General features: G+C 65.4%; 6 protein-coding genes and 2 pseudogenes. 6 read left to right on the top strand and 2 right to left on the bottom strand.

What is annotated here, in order from left to right:
- Positions 1-4 precede the first annotated feature (4 nt).
- Both ACPUER_RS09210 and ACPUER_RS09205 read left to right on the top strand, forming a co-directional pair.
- Positions 5-982: a type II secretion system F family protein gene (locus tag ACPUER_RS09210; RefSeq protein ID WP_175963006.1), complete on the top strand. Its 978-nt coding sequence runs from the start codon at positions 5-7 to the stop codon at positions 980-982.
- Between the two features lie 37 nt (positions 983-1,019).
- Complete coding sequence (locus ACPUER_RS09205) at positions 1,020-1,994, top strand: type II secretion system F family protein (protein WP_175963005.1); 975 nt, start codon at positions 1,020-1,022, stop codon at positions 1,992-1,994.
- Positions 1,995-2,356: 362 nt separating this feature from the next.
- Here the strand turns inward: ACPUER_RS09205 and ACPUER_RS09200 are convergent.
- Positions 2,357-2,647 (bottom strand): annotated as a pseudogene (locus tag ACPUER_RS09200) (xanthine dehydrogenase family protein molybdopterin-binding subunit); the annotation flags it as partial.
- Between the two features lie 97 nt (positions 2,648-2,744).
- On the opposite strand from ACPUER_RS09200, the pseudogene ACPUER_RS09195 reads away from it, so the two are divergent.
- From ACPUER_RS09195 to ACPUER_RS09185, 3 genes and pseudogenes are all read left to right on the top strand, one after another.
- Positions 2,745-2,858: pseudogene (locus tag ACPUER_RS09195) on the top strand (autotransporter outer membrane beta-barrel domain-containing protein); the annotation flags it as partial.
- Between the two features lie 1,008 nt (positions 2,859-3,866).
- On the top strand, positions 3,867-4,079 hold the full coding sequence (locus ACPUER_RS09190; RefSeq protein ID WP_310136369.1) for a hypothetical protein: 213 nt from the start codon (positions 3,867-3,869) through the stop codon (positions 4,077-4,079).
- Between the two features lie 449 nt (positions 4,080-4,528).
- Positions 4,529-6,721, top strand: coding sequence for a TonB-dependent siderophore receptor (locus tag ACPUER_RS09185; RefSeq protein ID WP_425130907.1), 2,193 nt, complete (start codon positions 4,529-4,531; stop codon positions 6,719-6,721).
- Positions 6,722-6,742: 21 nt separating this feature from the next.
- Here ACPUER_RS09185 and ACPUER_RS09180 read toward each other — a convergent pair whose 3' ends face one another.
- A complete protein-coding gene (locus tag ACPUER_RS09180) occupies positions 6,743-7,549 on the bottom strand; it encodes a response regulator (protein WP_310136513.1) in 807 nt (268 codons plus the stop codon).
- Positions 7,550-8,694: 1,145 nt separating this feature from the next.
- Between ACPUER_RS09180 and ACPUER_RS09175 the strand changes: the two genes are divergently transcribed.
- The gene (locus ACPUER_RS09175) at positions 8,695-12,288 is read left to right on the top strand and encodes a YadA-like family protein (protein WP_425130906.1); all 3,594 of its coding nucleotides are present in this window, start codon (positions 8,695-8,697) and stop codon (positions 12,286-12,288) included.
- The last annotated feature ends 24 nt before the right edge of the window (positions 12,289-12,312 follow it).

The following is a 12,312-nucleotide window of genomic DNA, read 5'->3' as shown; positions in this document are numbered from 1 at the left end:
CTTCATGAACACGATCTTTTACGGTTTTGTGATTCTCACCTTCGTCGCGGTCGTGCTCGCGATCGAAGGCGCCTATCAATGGTGGAACGCGCGGCACGGCGCTGCCGCGCGCCGGATCGAAGCGCGCATTCGCGCGATGTCGGCCGGCGGCAACGTGCAGCAGGAGCGGCTGTCGATCCTGAAGAAGCGGATGCTCGACGATTCGAAGCCGTTCGACCGGCTGCTGTTGCGCTTGCCGCGCGTGCACTCGCTCGATCTCGTGATCCAGCAATCGGGCCTCGACTGGACGCTGCCGAAGCTGATCGTGCTCAGCGCTGTGTTCGCGGCGTTCACTTGGCTCGCGCTGAGCCTCGCCACGTTGCCGCAACTGGCCGCGCTGCCAGGCACGCTGTTTGCCGCGTGCCTGCCGACGATGTACGTGATGCGCCGCCGTGCGCGCCGGATGCTCAAGCTCGAGCGGCAGTTGCCGGACATCTGCGATATGATCGCGCGCGCGCTGCGCTCCGGTCATTCGTTCACGGGCACGCTCGGGATGGTCGGCGAAGAGTTTCCCGATCCGATGGGCGGCGAGTTCCGGATCACGTTCGACGAAGTCAACTACGGCGTGTCGCTGCACGACGCGCTGATGAACCTCGCGACGCGCGTGCCGGTGCAGGACCTGCGCTACTTCGTGATCGCGGTGCTGATCCAGCGCGAGACGGGCGGCAACCTGGCCGAGCTGCTCGACAGCATCGCCGCGCTGATCCGCGAGCGCTTCAAGCTGTTCGACAAGGTGCGCGTGCTGTCGGCGGAAGGGCGGCTGTCGGCGTGGATTCTCGGGCTGCTGCCGTTCGGCACCGCCGCGGCGATGGCGCTGCTGAACCGCGAGTTCCTGTCGGTGCTCTGGGAGGATCCGGCAGGGATCAGGATGGTCGGCGGGATGCTGGTGTCGATGCTCTTCGGCCTGTTCTGGATCCGCCGGATTGTCCGCATTCGCGTCTGACGCGCGAGTCGAATAACGAACCGTTTGCGAGGCTGTCATGCAAAATCTGAACGTGGTCCAGGTCGTGATGCTGGGCGGCTTGTTCATCTTCGTGGCCGGCGGCGTGCTCGTCGCGATGCTGCTGTTCGCGCCGCGCAGCATCCAGCGCCGGCTCCAGCAGGCCGGCGGGGCCGGTGCGGGTGCCGTCGCGGGCCCGGGCGACGGGGACGACCTGGCGTCGCGCTGGGTCGCGAAGCTGGTCGATCTGTCCACCCCGATCTCGAAGCTGTCGGTGCCGAAGGAGGGCTGGGAGAATTCGCCGTTGCGCATCCGGCTCATGAATGCCGGATGGCGCAACCAGAGCGCGGCCGCACTCTATTTCACCGCGAAGACGTTGCTCGCGCTTGCGTTGCCGTGCGCGGCGCTGCTGGGGCTGGTCACGACCAAGCTCGGCGACGAGCGCGCGCTGTTGTCGGCCATCCTCGTGGCGCTCGCCGGAATCGGCTACTACATCCCGAACATCGTGCTGTCGCAGCGGGTCAAGGTGCGACAGCGGACGATCTTCGAGGATTTTCCGGACGCGCTCGACCTGCTGACGGTGTGCGTCGAAGCGGGGCTCGGGCTCGATGCGGCGCTGATGCGGGTGAGCGAGGAACTGCGGTTTCGCAGCAACGTGGTCGCGAACGAACTCGACCTGCTGCTGCTCGAGATGCGCTCCGGCTTCACGAAGGAGACGGCGCTGCGCAATTTCGCGCTGCGCACCGGCGTCGAGGACATCGAGTCGTTCTGCGCGATGCTGATCCAGGCCGATCGCTTCGGCACGAGCATCAGCGAATCGCTGCGCGTGCTGTCGGACATGCTGCGCACGCGGCGGCGGATGCGCGCGGAAGAGCGTGCGGCGAAGATCGCGCTGAAGCTGCTGTTCCCGCTGATCTTCTGCATCTTTCCCGCGCTGATGCTGGTGCTGCTCGGGCCGGCGATGATTCACGTCTATCGCGTGCTGCTGCCGACGTTCGTCAGCATCGCACCGTGAGCGGCGGGCACGTGCGGCTTCGCCAGTGCAGCTAAAGGTTTTGCGTGCCGGCCCCGACACACGCGCCGGCCGGCACGGCAACAGGCTTCATGGAGGCTCCCTCCCCAGGCGGCGCCGCGAGACAGGTCGACCATAGCGGCGTCAATGCAACCTGGACCCATGGTCGGCCATGGAGCAAGCCGTAGTCCACCGCCCTCATCGGCTGCCCCCTACTGCTAACCCTGAAGGCCCCGTTGCCGGCATTGCGCCGGCGGCGCCTCCTGCATGCGCACGGGCGGATAGTCGGCGAAACCGGCGTTGCGGGCCGCGCCATGCTCGACGTCGATCACGAAGCCCGGCTTCGTCATCGCGAGGCCGAACAGCGTGCCGCCCGTCATCTGAATCCCCGTCACCGGATCCTTGTACGGCTCGCCGGCCGGCGCGAGCACGGTGCGCATGTTGCGCCAGTCGGCATCCAGTTCGTCGGCCAGCGCCATCGGCAGCGCCGTGCTGACGCCCTGGCCGGATTCCGTCCGGTTCACGGCAACCGTCACCGTGTTGTCCGGCGAGATGATCAGGAATGCTTGAGGTGGCGAGCTCGGAACGGGGCGGTTGGCGTCGGCCCGGGCTTGTTTCGGCGCGATACCCAGTGCGAGGCAGCCGCCCGCGGCCATCGTGAGTTTCAGGAAGCCGCGCCGATCCAGCGCCGGGGAACCGGCTCCGGCGACGGGGTTTGGAGCGTCGGTGTTCGCCGGGCTCCCGGCAGTGCGGAGCGTCGATGCGGCCGTCACGAAGAACCTGTCGCTCGGGTTGTCGTATAGCGGCCAGCTCGGCGGAAGTCTCAGCGACCATGCGCTGTACGCGAATCTGTTGTGGAAGTTCTAAGGGGAGTCGGTCGCTCGCGAGGGGTTTGTCGCGAGCGACCGATCGCCGATCGATGGTCCGATGGAGATGATTGACTGGTTTGCATTTCGAAAGATTCCTGATGCGAATCGAATGAGCGATGTCGCGTCATGCGACGCGTCTTGCCGGACCGGCGCGTTTCAGCCTGTTCCAACGCATTTTTAAATCGGGCAATTCATTCGTTCTCTGCGTCCGATTCGGGCAATCCGCAAACGATTCTCGCCGTCGTTCGGTCGGCGGGGTTCATCGTCTGTTCGTCGTCATCCTCCATGCGATGGACCCCGTCGGGCATGGGGCCGTCGGCTTCAAATTTTTAAGCGCCTAAATTTCAGGCCTCGATACGAGGCCGGATAGAGCGCCAGGAATCCGGACGATGCCGCCTTGGCTCATAGGGAAACTGGCCATCGGCGCGCGTCGCGGCGCTAGGACGAATGGCGGATCCTCGATTGCCGGAGATACGCATGAAAATCAGCGAACCGACGCGGGCCCCCGCGGCGCTCTGGCTGCTGTGGGCGACCGACCGCCGAGCGTCATCTTGAGCGCGGTAGAAGTCAGTCATCGCATAATGAAGCGGAGTGTAGCGGGCGCGTCACTGTTTCGGAATAAAAAGTTGTCACGAAACAACTCGTCGATCGGATAGTGATTGCTACAGGTCAATTGCTTAACATGCTAATAAAAATGAGAATAAGTGGCGATTGATATGTTTGAGAGATATTATCGTCGCCGGCTCCACGAGCAGGAGGCGCTTCACGTGTGCGGATCGATGGCGGTGCACTATTTTCAGTGTTGTCATACAACTGACAACTAGCGATGTTCTGTGTATCTCATGTCGGTTCGCGGGCCGATACGACTTCATGCCGGCGCAGCAACGCCGGCGTCGCTCGACGTATGAAAAAAACCGGAGAACGACACGATGACGAGCAGGATCGCAGTCCTTGACGATGGATTCGCGCGACACGCGGTAGGTTCTACAGCACATCGACCGGCACGTTGTATCCGGATTTCACGAACATCGCGGTCCAGGACTTTCACGACGTCGGCAGCGCGAAATTCGGCGGCGGAAAGGTCACGCTCTCCGGCTCGGTCGTCACGTCGAACGCGAACGACGTGACGGTCACCGGCACGCCGGGCACGTCCACGCGGCACGACTGCAGCGCCGCATTCACGGCGCTGAAATCCGTCGCGCCGACTTCGTCGATGTGATCCGGCCGGCATGCACGCCACGCCGGCGATGGCGTGGCGCACCCGCCGCCCGTTTGGCGTGTTCTCCGTCGAACGGGCCCGTTACGCTTTCGGCTGCGCGGCATTCCAGGTGCCGGCGCGTGACGGCGGATCGGTTTCGATGCGCATTTTCAATTGGCTCGGAACGTTCGCGATATACGGCCTCGCATGACGTCATGCCGCGATCGGCGACGGCATGACTCGAAGCGTGCGTACTTTCGAACGCCCGTTTATTTTTTTAAAGACCGCGCCACGTTCGACCGGTATGATCGCTGCGCTCGCGAACGGCGCCATTGGTCAGTGCAGGCCGGTGCATGCCGACCCGCGCGCAACCGACATCACGAGCACGACAACACAGGACGGCCGCCGGCGACGCACCGCTCGTCGCCGGGGCCGAACGGGCCGAGACAGCATGATGGAGTATTGAAACAATGTTGACGGAGACAGGGGCGGTGCGGCGCGCATGGGCGATCGCCGCCGGGGGAGCGTTGTGCGTGGCCGCAGCGGGCGGTGCGCACGCGCAGGCGTCGAACGCAGCGGCGCCGCAGCAGGCCGGCACGGCAGCGGCCGTGCTGCCGCCGATCGACGTGCCAGGAACGGCCGGCGGATCGTCCGTCGGGCTCGTCGGGCTGCGCACCACGGCCGGCACGAAGACCGACACGCCGGTGGCCGAGATCCCGCAGACGACCAACATCGTGACCGCGCAACAGATCGAGATGACCGGCGCGGCCGACCTGAACCAGGCGCTGCGCTACGTGCCGGGTTTCGCGACGTTCGGCGCCGACAGCCGGACCGACTGGTATGCGGCGCTGCGCGGCTTCACGCCGACGCTGTACGTCGACGGCGTGCCGACGCCGAATACGGCCGTGATCGCGAACTGGCGCGTCGACCCGTACACGATCGACTCGATCGCGGTGCTGCGCGGGCCGACGTCGGTGCTGTACGGCGCGGGCGAGCCCGGCGCGATCGTCGACGCGCACACGAAACTCGCCGACGGCGAGCGCGTGCGCGAAGCCGGCGTGCAGATCGGCAACGATGCGCGCAAGCAGTTCATGTTCGACGTCGGCGACCGGCTCGACCCGGACGGCCGGTATGCGTATCGCTTCGTCGGCGTTGCGCGCGACGGCAATGCGGTGACCGGCCCGAACGGCGACCGGCGCGTCGCGCTGGCGCCGTCGTTCCGATGGCGGCCGAACGCCGATACGTCGCTGACGTTCTCCGCGTCGTTCCTGCAGGACAGCGGCGACATCTCGTCGAACTTCCTGCCCGCGTCGGGCACGGTGCTGCCGAACCCGAACGGTCGCCTGTCGCAGGACATCTACATGGGCGACCCTGCGTTCAACGACTACCGGAAGAAGCAATGGTCGCTCGGCTACGCGCTGGAGCATCGCGTGAATGCGATCTGGACGCTGCACCAGGACGTGCGCTGGTCGCACCTGTCGCTCGACGACGCGACGGTGTTCGGCATCGGCCTGGCGCCCCGCAGCACGACCAACATGATGCGTTTCGCGGGGCTGTTCCAGCTCAACTACAGCCGGCTCGATATCGACAACCGCGCGCAGGCGCGCTTCGGCACGGGGCCGTTCGAACACACGCTGCTGTTCGGCCTGCAGTTCGACCGGCAGACGACGACCAACAGCGTGTGGCTCGCGCTGGCGCCGTCGCTGAACCTGTACCACCCCGTCTATCGGCCCGTGACGGCCGCGATCTTCTCCGGCCCGACGTCGCTCGGCCACGTCGACCAGTACACGGCGATGAACGCGGTCGGCGTGTACGCGCAGGACCAGATCCGCTGGCAGCGCTGGACGCTGACGCTCGGCGGCCGCGAGGACCGCGTGAATGCGCGGTTCGACAACCGGACGGCCGGTACGCAGACGCGGCAGGACGTCAGTGCGTTCTCCGGGCGCGTCGGGCTCACCTATCAGGGCGATGCGGGGCTGTCGCCGTATGTGGGTTATTCGACGTCGTTCGATCCGGTCATCGGCGTGCGGATGGCCGGCGGCGGCTTGCCGAAGCCGACGCGCGGCACGCAGACGGAAGCCGGGCTGCGCTGGCAACCGCCCGGCCAGAACCTGATGCTGAACGCGGCCATTTATCAGATCGACCAGACCAACGTCGTGACCCCGGCACCGCTGAATCTCGATCCCACCGGCACGACATCCGTGCAGACCGGCAAGGTGCGCTCGCGCGGCATCGAGCTGAGCGCGGTCGGCAAGGTGACCCGCGAGTTGTCGGTCGTCGCGTCGTATATGTATCAGGACGTCAAGAACGTGCAGGCGAACGACGCGTCGTTGAACCACTGGCCGGTGTCCGTGCCGCTGCCGCGGCAGATGGCGTCGATGTGGGCCGACTGGACCTGGCATACGGGCGCGCTGTCGGGCCTCGGGATCGGCGCCGGCGTGCGCTACCAGAGCGCGTCGGCCGGTGCACCCGACAACTCGCTGACGGTGCCGAGCACGACGCTGTACGACCTGGCGATGCACTACGAGATGCGCCACTGGCGGTTCGCGCTGAACGTCGCGAACCTGTTCGACCGGCGTTACGTCAGCGGCTGCACGTCGTACACGGTGTGCGTGTTCGGCAACGAGCGGACCGTGCTGGCCAGCGCGAAATACAACTGGTAATCGCGCTCGCGCCGCCCCGGCCTATGCGCCGCGTTGCGGTTCGCGGGTCGCCGCGCGCCGGCCCGCGTGGCGCTGGCGCCGCCATTCGGTCGGTGTGATGCCGAAACGTTCGCGGAAGGCGGTCGCGAAGTTCGCCGGCGTGGAAAAGCCGATTTCCTTCGCGATGCTGGCGATGCTGAGCGACGTCGAATCCAGCAGGTCCTGCGCGATCCGCAGCCGCTCGTGCCGCAGATACTCGAACACCGTCTGGCCGAGATTGTCGCGAAACGCGCGTGACAGCCGCTTTTCATGCGTGCCGACCGCGCGCGCCAGTTGCTCGACCGTCGGCGGATCGTTCAATGTACGCGACAGGTGGCGAATGGCCGCGCGCACGATGATGTCGTCGTCCTTGCTGTCCGGTAACGGACTCTCCGTGTCGACAGGCCGCTCACGCCGGGTCCGTGCGAGCTGCACGCGAATTCGCGCGAGCACTTCGGCCGGCTCGAACGGCTTCACCACGTAGTCGACGCCGCCGATTTCGAGCCCCTCGAGGCGCTCGTGCAATTCGCCGGCCACGGTCAGGAAGATGACCGGAATCGCGCTCGTCAGCGGATCGGCGGCCAGCAGCCGGCACGCGGTAAAACCGTCCATGCGCGGCATGCGGACATCCATCAGGATCAGGTCGGGTATCAGCGCCTGCGCGCGCTCGCACGCCTGCGCCCCGTCGAATGCGATGCTGATCCGGCAGCCGGTGCTGCGCAGGATGTCGATCAGCAAACGCAGCTGGTCGGGCTGATCGTCGACGATCAGGAGATGGGCGTCGCTCAATGCGGAGATCGATGGGGGCATCGTGCACCTGTTCTGGAAAGGCGGCTGGCTGTGATCCCGCGGGTGGCCTGCCCGGTGCGGGGAATCGTCGGAAGCCGCTCTATGACGACGCGCAAAACGCATCGCACGCTCGCATCGACAATCGGATTGGGCCGGACTGCGCGGCAGGCAACCGCCCGGCGCAATACCCGGCGTTCGTTGTTTTGATCGCTGAGCCGGTAAAGGCGCGGAGGATTGCCGTGGTCGCGTCGTGAATGGTCGCGGCCGCCGGTATCGATGCGAGCGGAATTGTAGGAGCATATTTCGAATCCCGCCAGATGGCTCGTCGATATTCGCGTCATGTCGTTTTACGCATTTTAAGGATGTGCTGCGGTTTTCGCCTGCAGTGTCGCCATGTTGATGTTCGTCAAAGTGCGCGGACTCCATGTGTGTCCGGCACGTAATGGCTCGGTCGAGTCGACTCCGTGGTCGCGAGTCGTTCGATTGCATTTAATTCAAATCCGCTTCGGCAAAGTATTTATCTGCCGCAAAAAACATTTCCATTAATCGCAATGAGGCGCAATCGTTTGCGAGACGGCAATATTTTAAGTAACGCATTGAATATATTGGATTTTGCAATCTATAAACAATGTCGCCTTTGATAATCTTCGATCGTGTCTCATAATTCGTCCGAACTTTGAGCGCCGGATAGCACGGAACAACCGAAGGCTCGGCGAACCGCGACGGACGTTGCGCGATTCGAGTCCGAAGCATCAGTCGATGCATGTCTGAGCGGATGTCCCGAGCATCGAAGCGGAAATCCGGTTGCCGGAGATGAAATAAAAGAGACGAGGTTGGTCGCGGTCGGCGCGACGTCGGATTCGGGGTAGTTATAAAGACGGGTTGAATCTCCGGATTCAATCGGGGGAGGGCTCGCCCATAAATAACACTACGTATTCCTAATGTAGGTAACGGATTAACGGAACGGGACGCAAAGAGACGGCGTGCCCGGGCTATCGGACGCCCTGTCGATTTGCGCGGTCGGTGCGTGTCGCGTTCGACACGATCAGACCGGGCATCGGGAACAGGTTCCGTACTGAAGTCGCAATCGCAGTCGAAGTCGAAGCTGTCAATAAAAGTAAGTAGTCCATATTCAAACCAGACGCTACAAAACGGAGCAGAACAGCATGAAGAGGAATCAGATTTCGGCGCTTGCCGCCGCCATGTTCACGGGTGCAGGTGTGCTGATCGCGGGCGTCGCGCACGCGGACAATTTCGTCGACCGCGGCAACCCGGACAACGCGCTGAACGGCCAGTGCATCGACGGGACCAACCCGCTTTGCGTGGCGACGAAAAGCGGGAGTTTCGTCGCGGTGAGCACCACGAACGTTACGCAGGGCACGAATGCGAAGGCCGGTGCCAGCGGTATCGCGATCGGCGACCAGTCGAATGCGAGCAGCAAGGGCGGCAGCGGCAGCGGCGGCGCGATTGCGATCGGCGTCGGCTCGCAGGCGCTGGCGAACTCGGCCACGGCGATCGGCACGGTGGCGGTCGCGCAAGGCAATACGTCGCTCGCGGTCGGCCGCCAGTCGGCCGCAATCGGCGATTTCTCGATGGCGCTCGGCAACGTCGCCGATGCGCACGGCACGAGCTCGATCGCGCTCGGCCACTCAGCGCTGGCCAGCGGCGATCGCTCGATCGCGATCGGCGGCGCCAACCCGACGTCGAGCGACGGCGTATCGAACGGCGCCGCGTACGACGCGGCGACGCAGACGCGCGCCGGCGGCACGCAATCCGTGGCGATCGGCGCGGGCGCGCAGACGAACGACAACAACCAGGTGGCGATCGGCTCGGGCAGCGTCGGCGCGAACAACGGCGGTACGCCGGTATTCGGCGGCACGGCCGCGCCGGTCGGCGGCGCGGTGTCGTTCGGCGCGCTCGGCAACGAACGCCAGCTCAAGAACGTCGCGGCAGGCGCGGCCGATACGGACGCCGTCAACGTCCAGCAGTTGAAGAACGTGAACAGCACGCTCAGCACGGGCATCGGCAACGTCGACGCACGCGTGACGTCGGTCGGCAATTCGTTGTCGACTTCAATCACGAACGTCGACCAGCGTGTGACCAATGTGGGCAACAGCCTCAGCACGAGCATCGTGTCGGCAACGCAGAACGTCGTGAAATACACGGACGATTCGCATGCGGCGATCGCGCTCGACGGCAGCAACGGCACCACGATCGGCGGCGTCGCGGCCGGCGTGGCCGATACCGACGCGGTGAACGTCGGCCAGTTGAAGGGCAGCGTCGCGCCGCTGCAAACGTCCATTTCGACGGCAGCTTCGAACATCGCGAACCTGCAGAACAGCGTCTCCGGCATCAACACGTCGCTGAGCACGGCCGCCTCGAACATCGGCAACCTGCAGGCGGCCGATACGCGCAACGTGAAGTACGACGGCGCGAGCGGGTTCGATTCGGTGACGTTCGCCGGCACCAACGGCACCACGCTGCACAACGTCGCGGACGGCAAGGACATGCACGACGCCGTCAACGTCGGCCAACTGAACGGCGGCCTCGCATCGCTCAGCACGAGCGTGACGAACAGCCTCAGCACGACGCTCGGCAACCTGAGCACGTCGATCACCAGCCAGATCGGCGCTGCGACGAAGAACGCCGTGCAGTACGACGACGACGCGCACGGCGGCGTCACGCTCGGCGGGAAGGGCGCGCAGGCGCCGGTCGGCCTGCACAACGTCGCGGATGGCATTGCCGCGGGCGACGCGGTGAACGTCGGCCAGCTCGGCAAGGCGACCGACACGCTCAATCAGTCGATCGCGACCGTCGGCAACCAGGTGACGACGAACACGGGCAACATCGCCGCGCTCCAGCAGGATGCGCTCCAGTGGAACGCGGGCCTCGGCGCGTACGATGCGAGCCACGGCGGCAACGGCCCGCAACTCATCAGCAACGTCGCGGCCGGCAAGAACGGAACCGACGCGGTCAACGTCGATCAGTTGACCGCAGCGATTCACGACGGCACGAGCCAGCTCGATGCGCTGGCCGTGAAGTACGACGATGCGAGCAAGCGGCAGGTTTCGCTCGGCGCGGGCAACGGCGGAAGCCCGGTGCGCGTGACCAACGTCGCGGAAGGCAACGTGGCGTCCGGCAGCACGGACGCGGTGAACGGTGCGCAGTTGCGCCGCGCGATCGACGGCACCGCGGCCGCGCTCGGCGGCGGCGCAACGGCGAACCCGGACGGCTCGATCGGCGCGCCTGCTTATAAGGTCGGCGGCGGCTCGTTCAACAATGTCGGCGACGCACTCACGAACCTCGACGGCCGCGTCGGCAGCAACACGACGACGCTCGAGAATCACGAAACGCGCCTCGGCAATGCCGAAACGAACATCGCCGGCAATACGGCCGCGATTGCCGGGCTGCAGCAGGACGCGCTGCAGTTCGACCCGAAACTCGGTGCCTACAGCGCGGCGCGCGCCGGCGCGCCGACGAAGCTGACGAACGTGGCCGACGGCAACGTCGCCGCGGGCAGTACCGACGCGGTGAACGGCGGCCAGCTGTCGGGCGTGAAATCCGCTCTCGAACAGCAGATCACGCAGGTGTCCAATCAGACCGGCGAGGCGGTGAAGAACGTCGTCAAATACGATGTCGACGCGAACGGCAACCGGCTGAATTCGGTTTCTCTCGTCGGCGGCGACACGAACTCGGCCGTCGTGCTCAAGAACGTCGCGGCGGGCACCAGCGATACCGACGCGGTGAACGTGAAGCAACTGAAGGACGTGCAGTCGAATCTCAACCAGCTCGGCGCACTCGCGGTGCAGTACGACGACAGCTCGAAGAGCACGATCACGCTCGGCGGCGCCGGCGGCACGCGCATCACCAACGTGCAGGCCGGCACGCTCAGTGCCACCAGCACGGACGCGGTGAACGGCTCGCAGCTCTATGCGACCAACCAGCAGGTGTCGAAGAACACGACCGATATCTCGAACCTGCAGGGCAGCGTGACCAACATCGCGAACGGCAAGGCCGGCCTCGTGCAGCAGCAGGACCCGAACGGCGCGATCACGGTCGGGAAGGACTCGGGCGGCACCAGCGTGAACTTCTCCGGCACGGCGGGCGACCGCACGCTGACCGGTGTCGCGGCGGGCGTGAACGACAACGATGCGGTCAACGTCGGCCAGTTCAACAACGCGATGAAGAGCGTGGCGGCCAACGACAGGATCCGCACGGCGGCGACCGATGCGAACACGACGTGGATCGCGCGTGCCGATGCGGGTTCGATCGGATCGACGGCGACCGCGACCGGCAAGAACGCGGTGGCGGTCGGCCAGGGCTCCGTCGCCGATCGCGACAATTCGTTCTCGGTCGGCGCGAAGGGCAGCGAACGCCAGATCACGAACGTCGCGGCCGGAACGGCGCCGACCGACGCGGTGAACGTGCAGCAGCTGAACGACAACCTCACGGCCGCTTCGACGCAGGCGAAGAGCTACACCGACCAGCGCATCGGGCAGGTGTACAACTCGTTCAACGACCTGAAGAAGGACATGTACGGCGGCGTCGCGTCGGCGATGGCGGTGGCCGGCCTGCCGCAGCCGACGGGTGCGGGCCGCTCGATGGTGTCGGCGGCGACCGCGAACTATCATGGTCAGCAGGGGTTTGCCGCCGGCTACTCGTACGTGACGGAGAGCAATCGCTGGGTCGTCAAGGCGTCGGTGACGGGCAACAGCCGGTCGGACTTCGGCGCGGTGGTGGGCGCGGGGTATCAGTTCTGACGTCGTTCGCGACGCGTTGAGCAA

Origin of the sequence: Burkholderia sp. DN3021 (assembly GCF_049805555.1) — a bacterium.
GTDB classification, from domain to species: domain Bacteria; phylum Pseudomonadota; class Gammaproteobacteria; order Burkholderiales; family Burkholderiaceae; genus Burkholderia; species Burkholderia pyrrocinia_C.
Note: the sequence above shows the minus strand (reverse complement) of the source record. Positions and strands in the feature narration are given on the sequence as shown.

Bases quoted from the DNA above. Each gene is read 5' to 3' on its own strand.
- ACPUER_RS09210 (WP_175963006.1), top strand. From the start codon at position 5: ATGAACACGATCTTTTACGGTTTTGTGATTCTCACCTTCGTCGCGGTC.
- ACPUER_RS09185 (WP_425130907.1), top strand. From the start codon at position 4,529: ATGTTGACGGAGACAGGGGCGGTGCGGCGCGCATGGGCGATCGCCGCC.
- ACPUER_RS09175 (WP_425130906.1), top strand. From the start codon at position 8,695: ATGAAGAGGAATCAGATTTCGGCGCTTGCCGCCGCCATGTTCACGGGT.
- ACPUER_RS09205 (WP_175963005.1), top strand. From the start codon at position 1,020: ATGCAAAATCTGAACGTGGTCCAGGTCGTGATGCTGGGCGGCTTGTTC.
- ACPUER_RS09180 (WP_310136513.1), bottom strand. From the start codon at position 7,549: ATGCCCCCATCGATCTCCGCATTGAGCGACGCCCATCTCCTGATCGTC.